The organism is Bradyrhizobium sp. USDA 4461 (assembly GCF_054055655.1).
In genome coordinates this window covers 8059102-8075811 of sequence record NZ_JBSRXM010000001.1, presented here as the reverse complement: position 1 = coordinate 8075811, position 16710 = coordinate 8059102, and the positions used below count along the sequence as shown (strand labels likewise).

Annotated in this window: 14 protein-coding genes; 7 read left to right on the top strand and 7 right to left on the bottom strand. The window is 65.4% G+C overall.

Annotated features, from left to right (window positions below; translation table 11 throughout):
* Positions 1-56: 56 nt before the first annotated feature.
* Complete coding sequence (locus ACVINW_RS37815; protein ID WP_456756001.1) at positions 57-1280, bottom strand: cytochrome P450; 1224 nt, start codon at positions 1278-1280, stop codon at positions 57-59.
* Between the two features lie 208 nt (positions 1281-1488).
* On the opposite strand from ACVINW_RS37815, the gene ACVINW_RS37810 reads away from it, so the two are divergent.
* The 7 genes from ACVINW_RS37810 (at position 1489) to ACVINW_RS37780 (ending at position 10173) form a co-directional block, all read left to right on the top strand.
* Complete coding sequence (locus ACVINW_RS37810) at positions 1489-2022, top strand: phosphonopyruvate decarboxylase (RefSeq protein ID WP_456756000.1); 534 nt, start codon at positions 1489-1491, stop codon at positions 2020-2022.
* Complete coding sequence (locus ACVINW_RS37805) at positions 2019-2609, top strand: thiamine pyrophosphate-dependent enzyme (RefSeq protein WP_456755999.1); 591 nt, start codon at positions 2019-2021, stop codon at positions 2607-2609. The genes ACVINW_RS37810 and ACVINW_RS37805 overlap by 4 nt, the downstream gene beginning before the upstream one ends.
* A 64-nt stretch (positions 2610-2673) precedes the next feature.
* Positions 2674-3375: a TetR/AcrR family transcriptional regulator gene (locus ACVINW_RS37800; protein ID WP_456755998.1), complete on the top strand. Its 702-nt coding sequence runs from the start codon at positions 2674-2676 to the stop codon at positions 3373-3375.
* Position 3376: 1 nt separating this feature from the next.
* Positions 3377-4570, top strand: a complete 1194-nt coding sequence (locus ACVINW_RS37795; RefSeq protein WP_456755997.1) for an efflux RND transporter periplasmic adaptor subunit — start codon at positions 3377-3379, stop codon at positions 4568-4570.
* A gap of 83 nt (positions 4571-4653) precedes the next feature.
* Positions 4654-7755, top strand: coding sequence for a multidrug efflux RND transporter permease subunit (locus ACVINW_RS37790; protein ID WP_456755996.1), 3102 nt, complete (start codon positions 4654-4656; stop codon positions 7753-7755).
* Positions 7756-7880: 125 nt separating this feature from the next.
* Positions 7881-8624, top strand: a complete 744-nt coding sequence (cnbZ, locus tag ACVINW_RS37785; protein WP_456755995.1) for a 2-amino-5-chloromuconate deaminase CnbZ — start codon at positions 7881-7883, stop codon at positions 8622-8624.
* A gap of 217 nt (positions 8625-8841) precedes the next feature.
* Positions 8842-10173: an IS1182 family transposase gene (locus tag ACVINW_RS37780; RefSeq protein ID WP_456756313.1), complete on the top strand. Its 1332-nt coding sequence runs from the start codon at positions 8842-8844 to the stop codon at positions 10171-10173.
* 127 nt (positions 10174-10300) lie between these two features.
* On the opposite strand, the gene ACVINW_RS37775 is transcribed toward ACVINW_RS37780, so the two are convergent.
* The 6 genes from ACVINW_RS37775 to ACVINW_RS37750 are packed head-to-tail and all read right to left on the bottom strand — an operon-like array spanning position 10301 to position 16491.
* Positions 10301-11188, bottom strand: a complete 888-nt coding sequence (locus ACVINW_RS37775) for an ABC transporter permease (RefSeq protein ID WP_456755994.1) — start codon at positions 11186-11188, stop codon at positions 10301-10303.
* A gap of 4 nt (positions 11189-11192) precedes the next feature.
* Positions 11193-12134 (bottom strand): ABC transporter permease, encoded by a 942-nt coding sequence (locus ACVINW_RS37770; protein ID WP_456755993.1) that lies wholly within the window; start codon positions 12132-12134, stop codon positions 11193-11195.
* A gap of 31 nt (positions 12135-12165) precedes the next feature.
* Positions 12166-13677, bottom strand: a complete 1512-nt coding sequence (locus tag ACVINW_RS37765; RefSeq protein WP_456755992.1) for an ABC transporter substrate-binding protein — start codon at positions 13675-13677, stop codon at positions 12166-12168.
* A 17-nt stretch (positions 13678-13694) separates the two neighbouring features.
* Entirely contained in the window at positions 13695-14798 is a 1104-nt protein-coding gene (locus ACVINW_RS37760) for an ABC transporter ATP-binding protein (protein WP_456755991.1), read from the bottom strand.
* Positions 14795-15784: an ABC transporter ATP-binding protein gene (locus ACVINW_RS37755; protein WP_456755990.1), complete on the bottom strand. Its 990-nt coding sequence runs from the start codon at positions 15782-15784 to the stop codon at positions 14795-14797. The genes ACVINW_RS37760 and ACVINW_RS37755 overlap by 4 nt, the downstream gene beginning before the upstream one ends.
* Complete coding sequence (locus ACVINW_RS37750; RefSeq protein WP_456755989.1) at positions 15781-16491, bottom strand: DUF1028 domain-containing protein; 711 nt, start codon at positions 16489-16491, stop codon at positions 15781-15783. Before ACVINW_RS37750 ends, ACVINW_RS37755 begins: the two co-directional genes overlap by 4 nt.
* Positions 16492-16710: the final 219 nt, after the last annotated feature.

Below are 16710 nucleotides of genomic sequence, written 5' to 3'. Positions count from 1 at the left end.
GGTATCAGTTCTTCCACAGGGAAGTGTTGCCGCCAGCCAAATTCGCAGGGGACAATCTATGCGTTGATGCTGCATGGCACGCTGAGGAAGCCGCGGAAGCGCACCCGCCCGCCGCGCACCGGCTCGCCGTCAAGCGCGTAATTCGGGAAGCGCGCCAGGAAGCGCGAGATCGCGATGGCGCCCTCGAGGCGCGCCAGTGCCATCCCTGCGCATTGATGCGCGCCGGTGCCGAAGGCGAGGTGGCGGTTCGGCGTGCGTGCGACGTCGAAGCGCTCGGGCTCGGGGAATTGCGCGGGGTCGCGGTTGGCGGCGCCGATGCACAGCGTGACCAGCGTGCCGGCCGGCAGCTTGATGCCGCCGAGCTCGGTCTCCTCCACGATCATCCGGTTGCCGAGCTGGTTCGAGCTCTCGTAGCGCAGCATCTCCTCGACCGCAGTCTTGATCAGCTCCGGCTGCGCGATCAGCCGCTGCTTCTGATCCGGATTGTGGGTGAGCGTCACCAGCCCATTGCCGATCAGGTTGGTCGTGGTCTCGTGGCCGGCGTTGAGCAGGAAGATGCAATTGTGCAGCAATTCCTTCGCGGTCAGCCGCTCGCCATTGTCTTCGCCCTGAATCAATCGCGTCAGCACATCGCGTTCGGGATTGCCTGGTTTGGTGCGGCGGCGTTCGACGAGGGTTTCGAGATAGCCGAGAAAATCCTTCACCGCGTTGTTGCCGCGGTCGAACGCCTGCCTGCCGATCACCGGCTCCAGCGCGCCCAAAATCGCCAGCGACCAGTCGCGCAGCGGCTCGCGTTCGTCGTGCGGCACGTCGAGCAGATTGCCGATCACCTCGACCGGAATTGCCGAGGCGAAATCCTCGATGAGCTCGAAACGATCTTTCGTGGCGATCCGGTCGAGCAGGCTGTCGACCAGCGCGATCAAATCCGGCTCCATGCCGGCGATCGCCCGCGGCGACAATGCGCCCATGATCAAGCGCCGCACGCGGGTGTGCGCCGGCGGATCGTTGAAGACGAGGCTGGTGGTGTGGTGCTCGTAGAGCAGCGAGTCGCCGTATTTCGGCAGGAACTCCTTTTTCTTGTCGGAGGAGAACGCCTTGGTGTTCTTGTAGGCGGCGATCAGGTCGTCGTAGCGGGTGAGGAAATAGCAGCCGTTCGGCAGGCGTTTGACCGGCGCGGTCTCGCGCAGCGCGCGATAGGTCGGGTAGGGGTTGGCGTAGAACTCAGGCGTCAGCTTTTCCAGGTCGAAGCCGTCTGCCAGCTCTCGCGCGTGCCCTTCCATGGCGGATATCCAGCCCTGATTAGTTTCATTTGCAACTATCGTAAGCCGCTGGCGGCGGCCGCGCAACACAATTTGCGGGCTGACGGAACAGCGCACCGCGCGTTGCGCGATGCCTGTAAATCGCAGAGCCACATGCGGTATTGCACTTTGATGAAGCCCGCGCGCCCCTCTACAGTCGCGGCCAAACAAGAGAGAACCGGAAACGCCGATGCATGCCCGTGCCGAGACTGCCGCCTCCTGGCCCGAGGAGATCTTTTCGATATTGCAGCGCTTCGAGGTGCGCCAGGTGCCCTACGTGCCGGACGCCGGGCACTCGGAGCTGATCGAGCGGGTGCTGGGTTCGACCTCGATGCGCGGTGTCGCGCTGACGACCGAGGAGGAGGGCGTGGCGCTGCTCGCAGGCGCCTGGGCCGGCGGCCAGCGCGGCGTGTTGCTGATGCAGTCGAGCGGCGTCGGCAATTGCATCAACATGCTGTCGCTGGTGCAGATCTTCCGCCTGCCGTTCCTCACGCTGGTGACGATGCGCGGCGAGTGGGGCGAGTTCAATCCCTGGCAGGTGCCGATGGGCTCGAACACCCAGGGGATTCTCGAATTGTCCGGGATCAAGGTGTTGCGCGCCTCGCATTCCACTGAGGTTCGCGAGGTCGTCGAAGCCGGCGCAGCCCAGGCCTACAATGCCTGCACGCCGACCGCCGTCCTGCTGTCGCAGCGCCTGATCGGGGCAAAGGTCTTCACCAGATGAGCAAAGCCAATCTCCTCGACCGCCGCGCCGTGGTTTCCGAACTGCTGCGGGATCGCAAGGGCGCTTTCGCCGTCGGCGGCCTCGGCGCCTCGACCTATGACATCGCCGCCGCCGGCGACCACGACCGCAACTTCTATCTCTGGGGCGGCATGGGCGGCGCCGTGATGATCGGGCTCGGCCTGGCGCTGGCCCAGCCGACGCTGCCGGTTGTCGTGATCACCGGCGACGGCGAGATGCTGATGGGGATGGGGAGCCTCGCCACCGTCGGCTTGCAGCAGCCCAAAAACTTCTCGATCATCGTGCTCGACAACGAGGCCTATGGCGAGACCGGCGGCCAGGCCAGCCACACCGGTGGAACCGCCGACCTCGTCGGTATTGCCAAAGCCTGCGGAATCGGGGATAGCCGGGCGATCAGCACGATGGCGGAGGTCGAGGCTTTTGCTTCGTCTTTGCAAGACGTTACGGCGGGGCCGCGGTTCGCCAGCGCGAAGATCGACGGGGCCAATCTGGAGCGCGTGCTGTCGAGCCGTGACGGCACCTACATCGTCAACCGCATCCGCGGGTCAATCGGCCACACTCCAATTTAAAGTAGCTTTCGCGGTGCAATAGAACCTTGACTTTTGGTAAAGTGAGTGATTACTCACGACCCAAATGTCTACCTTACGCATGACGAGTGACTTGCGGCGTCAGTTGATCCTGAGCGCCGCAAAGCGGTGTTTCGCCCGCAATGGCTTTGCCGGCACCACGACAAAGAGCGTGGCGGCCGCGGCTGCCATTTCGGAGGGGCTGCTGTTCAAGCACTTCCCGTCGAAGGCGGCGCTCTATGCCGAAATCCTTGCCGAGGAGTGCGAGGCCGATCCCGATCTTGCACACCTGCTTGGCCAGGAGCCCTCGACCGCGACGCTGGTCGAGCTGGTGGAGGGCATGGTCGGCCACTTCATGCAGCTGCGCGATGCGCCGGACCAGGAAGAGGCGCAGCGGATGCGCCTGATGGTGACGAGCCATCTCGACGACGGCGAGTTTGCCCGCCTGCTCTATGACAAGGTCGGCAAGCTGATCGGTCCGACCTTCGCCGCCTCGCTGGATCGGGCGATCGCCGCCGGCGAGGCGACGCGGATCGGCGACGAGCCGCTCAACCTGTTCTGGTTTGCGCATCACACCGTGCTTATGGGCGCGTTGACGCAGTTGCCTGCGACACCATGTCTCCCCTACGGCGATGCCGCCGCGGCCGAGCGGCAGCTTTGCCAATTCATTCTTCGCGGCATCGGACTTACCGACGCCGCAATTTCAACTCATTTGGGCCGCCAGCCGTCGCCGAGCGCAGGACCGTCGGTAACTGCAGAAAGTGCATGACATGAATATTCAGACCGAAAGCCACATCTCGGGGCAACCGATCAAGGAAAAGCAGGCCAAGCGTCCGGTCAAGCTGGTGCGCTGGTTCATCATCGTGGGGTTGCTGCTGGCGCTGCTGGTCGGCGCGCTGGTCGGCTTCAACGCCTTCCGCAGCCACATGATCGCGCAGTTCTTCGCCAACAATAAGCCGCCGCCGTCGAACGTCACGGCGGCCGAGGCGAAGACGGAAGTGATTCCGAATCTGCTGACCGCCGTCGGCGATCTCGTCGCCGTGCACCAGGTCAACGTCACGACCGACGTGCCGGGCCGCATCACCGAGATCCTGTTCACCGCCGGCAGCCATGTGAAGGCCGGCACCCCGCTGCTGCAGCTGTTCGACGCACCGGAGCAGGGCGACCTCGCGAGCTTCAAGGCGCAGGCGATCGTGGGCGAGCAGCAGCTCGACCGCGCCAAGCAGCTTGCGTCGCGCCAGTTCGGGCCGCAGTCGACCGTCGACACGGCGCAGGCGACCTACGACCAGGCCAAGGCGGGCATTGCCAAGACCGAAGCGCTGATCTCGCAGAAGCTGGTGCGGGCGCCGTTCGAAGGTGATCTCGGCGTTCGCCAGGTCGAAGTCGGCCAGTATCTGACCGCCGGCACGCAGATCGTGTCGCTGACCGATTTGTCGGTGCTGTACGCCAACCTGACCGTGACCGAGAAGCAGAGCTCGCAGATCAAGGTCGGCCAGGCGGTGCGGATCTCGGTCGACGCCTATCCGGGCCGCACCTTCGACGGCAAGATCACGACCATCGAGCCGCAGATCGCGACCGACACCCGCAACATCCGGGTGCAGGCGACGATCCAGAATCCGGACAGCATCCTCAAGCCCGGCATGTTCGCGACCGCCACGATCGTGCTGCCTGAGAAGCCGCCGGTCGTGACCATTCCGGAAACCGCGGTCGACTACACGCTGTACGGCGACTCCGTGTTCGTGATCACCGAGAAGAAAGGCGAGGACGGCAAGACCACCCTGACCGCCGAGCGCACCTTCGTGAAGACGGGCAACCGCGTCGGAGGCCGAGTCGAGATCCTCAAGGGGCTGAAGGCCGGGGACCGTGTCGTGGCCGTCGGTCAGATCAAGCTGCAGTCCGGCATGGCGGTCGCGATTTCGACCGATCCGCCGCCGCCGGTGCCGGCCGAGCCGCCGCGCTACTGATCTCCACTATCTGAATTCGGAGGGCCGATTGGCCCTCCGCCACATGTTGCCGCAACCGGCAGACAACACGAATCGAGTTGGCGATGGCCTTCACTGATATTTTCATCAAGCGCCCGGTGCTGTCGGTCGTCGTCAGCCTGCTGATCCTCCTGATCGGCTTGCGCGCGGCGATGGTGCTGCCGATCCGGCAATACCCGAACCTGTCGAACACCGTGGTGACGATCACGACGTCCTATCCAGGCGCGTCGCCCGAATTGATCAACGGCTTCATCACCACACCGATCGAGCAGGCGGTCGCTTCGGCCGAAGGCGTCGACTACATGACGTCGAACTCGGTGCTCGGCACCTCGACGATCCAGGTCTACGTCAAGCTCAACCATGATCCGAACCAGGCGCTCACCGAGGTGCTCGCCAAGGTCAACTCGGTCAAATATCTGATCCCGAAGGAAGCCTTCGATCCGGTCGTGACCAAGGCGACCGGTGACACCATCGCCGTGATGTATCTCGGCTTCTCCAGCGAGGAGCTGACCGGATCGGCGATCTCGGACTATCTGACCCGCGTCGTGCAGCCGGTGCTCTCGACGGTCGACGGCGTCGCTTCGGCCGACATCCTCGGCGGCCAGACCTTCGCGATGCGCGTCTGGCTCGATCCGACCCGCATGGCCGGCCGCGGCGTGTCGCCGAACGACGTCGCCGCCGCGATCGCCGCCAACAACTTCCAGGCGGCCGCCGGCCAGACCAAGGGCTTCTTCATCGTCTCCAACGTATCGGCCAATACCGACCTGCAGAACATCGATCAGTTCAAGCGGATGATCGTGAAGGCGAAGGACGGCGGCTTCGTGCGCATCGAGGACATCGCGACCGTTGAGCTCGCGGCGCAGTCGACGGACGCCAGCGTCGCCTTCAACGGCGAGCACGCGATCTTCATCGGCATCAAGGCGACGCCGCAGGGCAACCCGCTGACCCTGGTGAAGGGCGTCCGCGCGCTGTTTCCCGATCTCGAGCGCAATTTGCCGCCGTCGATGAAGATGAAGGTGGCTTACGACTCCACCAAGTTCATCCAATCCTCGATCGACGAGGTCGAGAAGACGCTCACCGAAGCGGTGCTGATCGTCGTCGTCGTGATCTTCCTGTTCCTGGCCTCGCTGCGGTCGGTGATCATCCCCGTCGTCACCATTCCGCTGTCGCTGATCGGCGTCTGCATCCTGATGCTGGCAGCCGGCTTCAGCTTCAACCTGCTGACGCTGCTGGCGATGGTGCTGGCGATCGGCCTCGTGGTCGACGACGCCATCGTGGTGGTGGAGAACATCCATCGACACCTCGAGGAGGGCCTGCCGCCCGTGCAGGCGTCGCTGAAAGGCGCGCGCGAAATCGTCGGTCCCGTCGTCTCGATGACGATCACGCTGGCGGCGGTGTATGCACCGATCGGCTTCCTCGGCGGCGTGACCGGCACGCTGTTCCGCGAATTCGCCTTCACGCTGGCCGGTTCGGTGATCGTGTCGGGCGTGATCGCGCTGACGCTGTCGCCGATGATGTGCTCGGTGTTCCTGAAGAGCGCGGACGAGGGGCGGTTCGCCAAGCTCGTCAATCGCGTGTTCGGCGCAATGACCCGCGGCTATGGTCGCCTGCTCGACCGTTCGCTCGACTACCGTCCGATCACGGCGCTGTTCGCCGTGACCATCCTCGGCCTGGTCGGCTTCCTCTACATGCACATCCAGAAGGAGCTGGCGCCGCAGGAAGACCAGGGCATCGTGTTCGCGGTGACCAAGGCGCCGAAATACGCCAACATCGACTACATCGATTTCTACGGCGACAAGATGGACAAGGAGTTCCAGAAGTTTCCCGAGACCGACCTGCGGTTCATCCTGAACGGCATCACCGGTCCGCAGGGCGGCTTCGCCGGCATGCTGCTCAAGCCGTGGGATGAGCGCAAGCGCTCGGCCCAGACGCTGCAGCCGCTGGTTCAGGCCGAACTGTCCAAGATCGAGGGCGTCAGCGCGTTCGCGTTCAGCCTGCCGCCGCTGCCCGGCGGCCCCGGCGGTCTGCCGGTGCAGATGGTGATCTCGTCGACGGCCGGCTTCCAGCAGGTGTTCGATCAGATGAACAAGCTGAAGGATGCCGCGCGCAAGAGCGGCCTGTTCATCGTCACCGACAGCGATCTCGACTTCAACCAGCCGGTGGTCCGGGTGAAGGTCGATCGCTCCAAGGCAAGCGACCTCGGCATCACCATGCAATCGATCGGCGGTGCGCTGGCGACGCTGCTCGGCGGCAACTACGTCAACCGCTTCAACCTGGAGGGGCGCTCCTATCAGGTGATCCCGCAGGTGCCGCGCGCCAACCGGCTCGCGCCCGAAGCGTTCAACGATTACTACGTCCCGACCGCGACCGGGCAGCTGGTGCGGCTGTCGACCGTGGTCTCTGTCGAGACCGGCGTCGATCCGAACGCGCTGACCCACTACAACCAGCTCAACTCGTCGACCTTCCAGGCCGTGCCGATGCCCGGCGTCTCGATGGGCCAGGCGGTCGAGTTCCTGCAGGGTGAAGCCAAGAAGCTGCCGTCCGGCTTCAGCTATGACTTCCTTGCCGACTCCCGGCAGTACGTTAACGAAGGCAATCAGCTCCTGGTCACCTTCGCGTTCGCCATCATCATCATCTTCCTGGTGCTGGCGGCGCAGTTCGAGAGCCTGCGCGATCCGTTCGTGATCATGATCTCGGTGCCGATGGCGATCGTTGGCGCCTTGATCCCGCTGTTCTTCGGCGTCGCCACCATGAACATCTACACCCAGGTGGGCCTGCTGACGCTGGTCGGACTGATCACCAAGCACGGCATCCTGATGGTGGAGTTCGCCAACGAATTGCAGCTCAACGAGGGACTGGACCGCCGCTCGGCGATCGAGATGGCGGCCCGGATTCGTCTGCGTCCGATCCTGATGACGACGGCGGCGATGGTCACGGGCCTGCTGCCGCTGCTCACCGCCTCGGGCGCCGGCGCCGCGAGCCGCTTCTCGATCGGGCTCGTCGTCGTCACCGGCATGACGATCGGCACGCTGTTCACGCTGTTCGTGCTGCCGATGGTCTACACGGTGATCGCGACCGACCATCAGGCCGCGGCCCGTTCCGACCGCGCCAAGCAGATCGCCGACTACGAGCTCGAGGGCCGCGGCGGCGCACTGAAACCGACCTGAGCCCTCCAGGCTCATGCTCACGGAGAGGGCGGCACTGGCGAAAGCCACTGCCGCCTTTTTCTTTGTCTCGTGATAGCCTTGCCGAAGGGCGAGGCCAAATGTCCTCGCCACCCGGAGGATCAGGCATGGCGAGCGAATTTGCAGCAGGCAATTACCGGTTCATTCCGGCCGTGTTCCAATACTCAAGCGGCGCGCAGGCGAACGCCGGCTACGAGATCGAGCGGGTCCGGTTCGACCGGCTGGTGCCGCTTGCGGAAGGCTTTGCGCGGATCGCGGCCTACATCAAGGACGCCGGCCGGCCGCTGACCTCGTTCTGCGCCTGCGAATTGCGCTCGCCGGCCGCCTTCACCGAGGACGGCTTCCGCGCCTTCAACCAGCACTATGTCAAGACGCTCGCGGAGTGGGGCCTGTTCGACGGCACCATCAATCCGGTGGCGCGCAGCAATGTCTGTCCCGAGATCGATCCGCCGGCCGAGCCGTCGTTTCATGCGTTCTCGTTCACGCGGCCGAGCACGAGCACGTCGCCGTCCTTCGTGATCGCCGGCGGCGCCGAGGCGCGCGACGGCACCGCCCCCTATCCCGACCGCATCGTATGCTATCGCGATCTCAGCCCCGGCGCGTGGCGGGAGAAGGTCCGCTTCACCACAGGCGAGATGGAACGGCGCCTGGCGGAGTTCAGCTTCGGTTGGCAGGACACGACCGCGGTGCAGGCCTACACCGTGCACGACATCCATCCGGTGATGGCCGACGAACTGGTCCGCCGCGGCGCCACGCGCTCCGGCCTGACCTGGCACTTCTGCCGCCCGCCGGTGATCGATCTCGAATATGAGATGGATTGCCGGCGCGTGTTGAGGGAAGTGGTGATCTAGCCGAAGAGCTTTGGATCGCGTGCACTACTGGTCCCGTCATCCTGAGGAGCCGCGAAGCGGCGTCTCGAAGGATGTACGGCCACCGGCCGGGCCGTTCATCCTTCGAGACGCGCTACGCGCTCCTCAGAGGGTGTGATTTTTTTGGGGTTTCAGCGAGCATTATAGCCGAAAGCCGGCGCGGTGTGATTCTCTGGCGATGATGGATTCGCGGGAGGTGATGTTGGCTGCCGATGAGTTGTTTGGGGACCTGCCGGAGCAGGCGAAGCCATCAGTCGAAGCGGGCTTGCCCGGCGCTCCGCGGCTGCGTGAGCCCCAGCGCGACCAGATTGCGCTGCGAGCGGTTGATATTGAGAGCCTGATCGGGGAAGACCATCCGGTGCGGCTGATCTGGTCTTATGTCGAAGAGCTTGATCTGAGTGAGTTGGAGGACCGGATCAAGGCTCGCGGCGATCGTCCCGGTCACCCCGCGACCTCGCCCCGGCTTTTGCTGGCGCTGTGGCTCTATGCCGCCAGCGAAGGCGTTGGCAGCGCGCGGGCGTTGGAGCGGCTGTGCGAGAGCCACGATGCCTATCGCTGGCTGTGCGGCGGGGTGTCGGTGAACTATCACCTGCTGGCGGACTTCCGGGTCGGCAACGCCGATCTGCTTGACCGACTGCTCAGTGAGCATCTGGCAGCGTTGGCAAAGGCCGGTCTCGTCGATCTGGAGACCTTGGCGCAGGATGGCATGCGGGTCCGGGCCAGCGCCGGGGCGGCCTCGTTCCGGCGCGAGGCGACGCTGGATAAGCATTTGGCGCAGGCTGAGGCCGTGGTGGAAGACCTCAAGCGCGAGGTCGACACACGCTCGGACGCCAGCAATAAGCGTGCCCGGGCAGCCAAGGAGCGGGCCGCGCGGGAACGCAGCGCGCGGGTGAAGGCGGCGCAGACGGCGCTCGCCGAGATCAAGCAGCAGCGCAAGGAGCGCGAAGAAAGTCGCGGCAACGGCAAGACGCCGAAGGAGCCGCGGGCCTCCACGACGGACGCCTATGCACGGGTCATGAAGATGGCGAACGGCGGCTTCCGCCCCGCCTACAACGTGCAGGTGACGAGCGTGGCCGGCGAGCAGATCGTCGTCGACACCAGAATTTGCAACATCGGATCCGATCGCGGCCTGATGCGTCCCATGCTGGAGCGGCAGCGTGCGCGGCCCGGAGGGTTGCCCAAGGACCATCTCGTCGATGGCGGCTTTGGCAGTGCCGAGGACATCGAATGGGCCTATGCCGAGGGCATCGATATCTTTTGTCCGCCCACTCAATCCAAGCACGGTACCGATCCCTATCTACCGCGGCGCGGCGACGGTCCGGGGGTGTTGGCCTGGCGTGCGCGAATGGCGAGCGAAGAGGGCAAGGCCCGATACAGGTCCCGGTCGATCTGCGAGTGCATCCATGCCCGCTGGCGCAATTGGGACCTGCGGCAATTGACCGTGCGCGGCATCGAAAAGGTCCGTGCCGTCGTGCTCTGGTACGCCCTCGTCAACAACATCCTGCAAGGCAACCGCCTCTCCAGAGCCTAAACAACGGGTCATCGCCGAACTCGAACTCAAACCTGCCAATTGCTGCGACGAACAGCCGCCAAAAACTCCGCAGGAGCCGAATCCGTCACAAGCTCTCAGGATGACGGTGGGAGAGTGGAGGCCACGCTCACCGCGCCTTCGGATCCAGCGCATCGCGCAGGCCGTCGCCGACCAGGTTGAACGACAGCACGACCAGGAAGATCGCAAGGCCCGGCCAGATTGCCATCCAGGGCGCGGTGGTCAGGAAACGCTGCGCGGCGTTGAGCATGCTGCCCCAGGACGGCGAGGGCGGCTGCTGGCCGAGGCCGAGGAAGGAGAGGGCGGCTTCGGCGATGATCGCAGCCGCGATCGACAGCGTCGCCTGCACGAGAAGCGCCGGCAGGATATTGGGCAGGATGTGGACCAGCGCGACGCGCCAGCGCGGATTGCCCATCGCGCGCGCCGCCTCGACAAAGTCCTCGACCTTGACGTTGATCACCTGGCCGCGGGTCAGGCGGATGAAGATCGGGGTTGCCGAGACGCCGATCGCGATCATCGCATTGCCGAGGCTCGGGCCGAGAAAGGCGGACAGCGCGATCGCCAGGATCAGGAACGGGCAGGCCAGCATCGCATCGGTGATGCGGCCGATCAGGGCATCGACGAAGCCGCCGCGATAGCCCGCGAGCAGGCCGAGCGGAACACCGATCGCAAGCGCGATGCTGACCGAGATGAGGCCCGCCAGCAGCGAGGCGCGGGTGCCGTACACGACACGCGCGAGGACGTCGCGGCCGAGGTCGTCGGTGCCGAACCAGTGCTGGGCCGACGGCGCCTTGCGCACCAGCGACCAGCTTGCCGCGATCGGATCGTAGGGCACGATCAGCGGCGCGAACACCGCAAGCAGGATGAAGAACCCGATCACGAGCAGGCCGGCGACGGCGCCCTTGCGCCGTTTCAGCCGCCGCCAAGCGCGGCGCGACGGGCTCTCCAGCGTATCGGAGGCGGCAAGCGGGACCAGCCCGAGCGCGGTGTCGGTCATGGCGTCAGCCCCTCAGCCGCGGGTTGACGAGGATATAGGCGACGTCGGCGATCAAATTGAGCGTGATGTAGATCGTCGCCGTGGTCAGCACCACGCCCTGCACGACGGCATAGTCGCGGTTGAACACGGCATCGACGATCAGCTTGCCGAAGCCCGGGATCGAGAAGATCTGCTCGGTAAGCACCGCGCCCGACAGCAGCGTGCCGAGCTCGAGCGCGCCGAGCGTGATGATCGGCGTCAGCGCGTTGCGCATCGCGTGCTTGAGGATCACCGTGCGCTCCGAGAGGCCCTTGGCGCGCGCGGTGCGGACATAGTCGCTCTCCAGCACCTGCAGCATGGCGCTGCGGGTATGCCGCATCAGGATCGCCGCGATCGCATTGCCGAGCACGAAGGCCGGCATGATCGACGCAGCCAGGCTGGCGCGCCAGTTTTCGCTCAAGGGCACGTAGCCCGAGGCCGGCAACCAGCCGAGCTTGATGGAAAACAGGAAGATCAACATGATGCCGAGCCAGAAATTCGGTGTCGAGATCCCCCACAGCGCGAACAGATTGGCGCCGTAATCCCAGGCGGTGCCTTTCTTGACCGCGGAGACGATGCCGGCCGGAATGCCGATCAGGAAGGCGATCACGATGGCCATGCCGCCGATCTGCAGCGTGACCGGCAGCTTCTGCGCGATCAGGCTCAGCACCGGCATCTTGTTGCGCAGGGATTCGCCGAAATCGCCCGACAGCACGCCCTTGATCCAGTGGACATATTGCACCGGGATCGGTTGATCGAGGTGATACTGCTGCCGGATCTGCTGGATCACGGCCGGGTCGCGCTCCTCGCCGGCCATCACCAGCGCCGGATCGCCCGGCAGCAGATGTTGCAGCGAGAAGATCAGGATCGACACGAAGAACAGCGTCGGGACCAGCTGAACCAGCCGCCTGGCGAGGAAGTTCAGCATTGTCGGCCCCGCGTGCCCTGCGCCGCGGCGATCATTTCAATTTCAGCCCGGTCACGCGCACCAAACCATCCGGCATCTGCCGGTAACCCGCGAGCTTGGTCGTGTGCGCGATCAGCAGCGTGCGATGATAAAGGTAGATGATGGGCTCGTCATCGAGCAGGATCTTGGTCAGCTTCTCGTAGATCGCCTTGCGCTGCGCCGGATCGGCGATCAGCCGGGCGTCCTCCATCAGTTTGTCGGCTTCCGGATTGGAATAGCCGCCGTCGTTCTGCGGCGCCTTAGCGTGCATGAAGATGTAGGAATTGCCGTCGGGATCGATCCGGCCGCTCCAGTTGATCTGGAAGATCTGGAATTCGCCGGCCTGGGCCTGCTTGAAGGTGGTGGCGAACTCGACCACCCGGATCTTGATGTCGAAGCCGGCTTCCGCCGCCATCGACTGGACCACCTGGGCCACCGCTTCATACTCCGTGCCCTTGGGCACCATGTAGTCGACGGTCACCGGCAGCGCGACGCCGGCTTCCTTCAACAACGCCTTGGCCTTGGCGACGTCGGCGCCGCGAACCGGAAACGCCTTCTGGTAATAGGGATGGGTCGGAGAGACCCATTGATTGCCCGGCGTGAACTCGCCGTTGAACACGACCTGGTTGAGCGCCTCGCGATCGATCGCCAGATCCAGCGCCTGGCGCACCTTGACCGACTGGCTGAGCGGTCCCTTGGCCTTGTCGTTGCCGATGTTGATGGTCAGGCCGAGATAGCCGAGCTCGGGCGCCGTCGACAACACCAACTTCGGGTCGGAACGAACGTCCTTGATATCGGTCGCCAGCACGCGTTCGATCAGGTCGAGCCCGCCGGATTTCAGATTGGCGAGCCGAACCGTGGCGTCCACGATCGGCAGATAGACGATGCGATCGATGAAGACGTTGTCCTTGTTCCAGTAGTCGGCGAATTTCTCGAACACGATGCGGTCCTGCTGCACGCGCTCGACGAATTTGTACGGGCCGGCGCAGACCGGGTGCAGGCCGAACTTGTCGCCGGCCTCCTTCGCCGCCTTCGGCGACACCATCATGCCGGCCCGGTCGGTGAGCTGGGCGATCAGCGGAGAGTATGGCGTCTTCAGCACCAGCTTGATGGTGAGCGGATCGACCACCTCGACGTGATCGACGCTGGCGAGCTCCGACTTGCGGAACGAGGTCGGCAGCGTCATGTGGCGGTCGAGCGAGAACTTGGCGGCGTCCGCATCGAACGGCTCGCCGTCCTGGAACTTGACGCCGGGCCGCAGCTTGATCGTGACTTCCTTGCCGTCGGCCGAGGTTTCGTGCGACAGCGCGAGCTGCGGCACGATGTTGAGCTTTTCGTCGATGTCGAACAATTTGTCGCAGACGGCGGCAAACACGATCCGGCCGACATAGGTGCGTGCGGTCGAGGGATCGAGAATATCCGGGTCCTCGGCGAGGCCGATCCGCAACGTGGTCTGGGCCTGCACGCCGGCGCCGAGCGCCAGCAACAGCGCCGCGGCCGTCGCCGCCAAACGAAACATCTTCATCGCACTGCTCCCCATGTTCACGCGCCGACCTCGGTCCCGCCTGTACCAACCCCGGAGCGTCCGGCCCCTTCCGCCGCGCCAAAGGCAGCGAGCAGCTTTTCCAATGTCGGCGAAAAACCGCCGTCGGACGGGACGATCGCATCCGCCGGCGGCAGCTCCGTCGTCCGGTGACATGCCGTTGCATGTCCGGTGCCATCTTCGACGAGCTGCGGCATTTCGCTCCGGCAACGCGCGACGGCATAGGGACATCTTGTGTGGAAGCGGCAGCCCTTCGGCGGATTGAGCGCGCTCGGCAGCTCGCCTTGCAGGACAATCCGGTTGCGTTTTGCCTTCGGTTTGGGCACCGGGATCGCCGACAGCAATGCGCGGCTATAGGGATGGCGCGGCGCGGTGAACAGCGCTTGCGCATCCGCGGTCTCGACGATCATGCCGAGGTTCATCACGGCGACGCGGTCGGCGATGTGCTTCACCACGGCCAGATCGTGCGAGACGAAGATGTAGGCGAGCTTCAGGCGGTCCTGCAGGTCGCGCAGCAGATTGAGAATCTGCGAGCGGATCGAGACGTCGAGCGCCGACACCGGCTCGTCGCAGATGATCAGTTTTGGCTCGACCGCGAGCGCGCGCGCAATCGCGATGCGCTGGCGCTGGCCGCCGGAGAATTCATGCGGGTAGCGGCGGGCGAAGCGCGGCTCCAGCCCGACCAGGCGCAGCAGCTCCTCGACCCGCTCGCGGCGGCCCGCTGCCGGCACCAGATTGTGCAGGGCCAGCGGCTCGCCCAGGATCTGGCTCACCGTCATGCGCGGATTGAGCGAGGCGTAGGGATCCTGGAAGATCAGCTGGGCGTCGCGGCGGAACGCGCGCAATTGCTCGGCATCGAGCGTGCCGAGGTCGCGGCCCTCGAAGCTGACGCGGCCGGCATCCGGCTCGATCAGTCGCAGCACCAGCCGGCTGACGGTGGATTTGCCGCAGCCGGATTCGCCGACCAACGCCAGCGTCTTGCCGGCCTCGACCGTGAAGCTGACGCCGTCGACCGCCTTCACATGGGCGGTCGGCCGGCCGAACAGCGAGCGCTCGGCGACGAAATGCTTCACCAGCCCTTCGACCTCGAGCAGCGCGGTCATGACACCAGCCGTTCCAGCGGCGCGCGGATGCAGCGCGAGGCGTGGGTCGCGCTCAGCAGCGCGAGCGGCGGCGGCGATTTTGTGCAGGCACGCTCCACGAACGGGCAACGCGCGGCGAAGCGGCAGCCCGCCGGCGGGTTCGCCATGTTCGGCACCATGCCCTCGATGGTGGCGAGATGGCTGGTGCGGCGATCGAGCCGCGGGATCGAGCCGAGCAGGCCGACCGTGTAGGGATGCTGCGGATTGGCAAACAGCTCGTCGACCGGCGCCCGCTCGACGATCTCGCCGGCATACATCACGGCGACCTCGTCGCAGACTTCGGCGACGACGCCGAGATCGTGGGTGATCAGGATGATCGCCGCGCCACTGGCGGCCTTCAGCTCGCGCATCAGATCGAGGATCTGCGCCTGCAGCGTGACGTCGAGCGCGGTGGTCGGCTCGTCGGCGATCAGGAGCTGCGGATCGCAGGCCAGCGCCATCGCGATCATCACGCGCTGGCGCATGCCGCCGGACAGCTTGTGCGGATAGTCGTCGATGCGTTTCTCGGGCGAGGGGATGTGGACGCGGCGCAGCAGCTCGACGGCGCGTTCGCGCGCCGCGCGTCGGGAGCCGCCGCGATGGCGCAGAATCGTCTCGGTAATCTGGTCGCCGATGCTGAAGCTCGGGTTGAGCGAGGTCATCGGCTCCTGGAAGATCATGGCGAGCCGATTGCCGCGCAGGTCGCGCAGCGTCGCATCCGGCACCTCGAGCAGGTCGAAGCCGTCGAAACGGATCGCGCCGGACACGGCGGCGGATTGCTTCGGCAACAGCCCCATGATCGCAAGCGACGTCACGCTCTTGCCGCAGCCGGACTCGCCGACCAGCCCGAGCGTGGCGCCGTTGGCGACGGACAGGTCGACGCTGTCGACCGCGTGCGTGATGCGGCCATCGTCGCCGTGGAAGCTGACGCGCAGGCCCTCGATCTCGATCAACGGGCCCGCACTCATTCGTGGCCCGCTTTCGCGGCGGCGATGCCGGCGTCGATCCTGGCGCGGTCGCTGATTCCGGCCGGGTTGTCCCGGGTCGGCATGAAGCTCCGGAACGGCACCCAGTGCTCGCGGCTGACCGCTTCCAGCCGCTCCAGCTCGCGCAGGGGATCGGTGTGGTCGTCGACCCGCAGGTCGAGCAGCGGCCATTCCTCGGCGCCGTGGATCAGGAGGGCCGCCGATTGCTTGCCGCGCTTGTCGCCGCCGGCCGCTTCGCCGGCGAACATCGCGTTGATCAGCCGCTCCGCGAACGGCAGCCGTTCATTCGCGGCATAGACGTGCGCGGTCTCATCGAGCACCGCAGGTCCGGCCAGCATGTTTCCGGCGATCGAAAAACCGTCGCCGGCGATCTGGCCGAACCAGTCGATGCAATCCTTGCCGGAATGCGCGGCGATGCGGCCGTTATTGTCAACGACATGCAGCTGCCGGCTCTCGCGGCCGCCGTCGGGCGCGATCAGCCCCGCGATCACCTCGTGCGGGGTCTTGCCGTCGCGCAGCAGCGCGAGGCCGTCGATGCCGTAATAGGGATTGACCAGCGCCTGCGTCGCGATGGCGCCGATCCCGGGTGCGATATGCGGCACCAGCGCACCGACCGCGAAGAACCGCGTCGCGACGGCAATGCCGAGCTGGCCGGTGGCGCTGTCGCGGGCGATGATCGACCAGGTCATCTCGCTTCTCTTCTCCCTCGCCCCGCTCTTTGCGGGGAGAGGGTTGGGGTGAGGGGCTTGTTCCGCGAAGATGGTACAAATCGAGATTGCGGTGACTCCCCCTCACCCGGATCGCATCTTCGATGCGATCCGACCTCTCCCCGCAAGCGAGGCGAGGTGGAGTTTGGGGCTCGCTCCGCGATCCGACCCGACGTCATCATGCTGTGGCGATCATCTTCG

Excerpts from the sequence above, each read along its gene's own strand:
- ACVINW_RS37775 (WP_456755994.1), bottom strand. The coding sequence starts at position 11,188 with ATGACCGACACCGCGCTCGGGCTGGTCCCGCTTGCCGCCTCCGATACG.
- ACVINW_RS37810 (WP_456756000.1), top strand. The coding sequence starts at position 1,489 with ATGCATGCCCGTGCCGAGACTGCCGCCTCCTGGCCCGAGGAGATCTTT.
- ACVINW_RS37760 (WP_456755991.1), bottom strand. The coding sequence starts at position 14,798 with ATGACCGCGCTGCTCGAGGTCGAAGGGCTGGTGAAGCATTTCGTCGCC.
- ACVINW_RS37790 (WP_456755996.1), top strand. The coding sequence starts at position 4,654 with ATGGCCTTCACTGATATTTTCATCAAGCGCCCGGTGCTGTCGGTCGTC.
- ACVINW_RS37815 (WP_456756001.1), bottom strand. The coding sequence starts at position 1,280 with ATGGAAGGGCACGCGCGAGAGCTGGCAGACGGCTTCGACCTGGAAAAG.
- ACVINW_RS37780 (WP_456756313.1), top strand. The coding sequence starts at position 8,842 with ATGTTGGCTGCCGATGAGTTGTTTGGGGACCTGCCGGAGCAGGCGAAG.
- ACVINW_RS37755 (WP_456755990.1), bottom strand. The coding sequence starts at position 15,784 with ATGAGTGCGGGCCCGTTGATCGAGATCGAGGGCCTGCGCGTCAGCTTC.
- ACVINW_RS37750 (WP_456755989.1), bottom strand. The coding sequence starts at position 16,491 with ATGACCTGGTCGATCATCGCCCGCGACAGCGCCACCGGCCAGCTCGGC.
- ACVINW_RS37805 (WP_456755999.1), top strand. The coding sequence starts at position 2,019 with ATGAGCAAAGCCAATCTCCTCGACCGCCGCGCCGTGGTTTCCGAACTG.
- ACVINW_RS37800 (WP_456755998.1), top strand. The coding sequence starts at position 2,674 with ATGTCTACCTTACGCATGACGAGTGACTTGCGGCGTCAGTTGATCCTG.
- ACVINW_RS37795 (WP_456755997.1), top strand. The coding sequence starts at position 3,377 with ATGAATATTCAGACCGAAAGCCACATCTCGGGGCAACCGATCAAGGAA.
- ACVINW_RS37765 (WP_456755992.1), bottom strand. The coding sequence starts at position 13,677 with ATGAAGATGTTTCGTTTGGCGGCGACGGCCGCGGCGCTGTTGCTGGCG.
- ACVINW_RS37770 (WP_456755993.1), bottom strand. The coding sequence starts at position 12,134 with ATGCTGAACTTCCTCGCCAGGCGGCTGGTTCAGCTGGTCCCGACGCTG.
- cnbZ (WP_456755995.1), top strand. The coding sequence starts at position 7,881 with ATGGCGAGCGAATTTGCAGCAGGCAATTACCGGTTCATTCCGGCCGTG.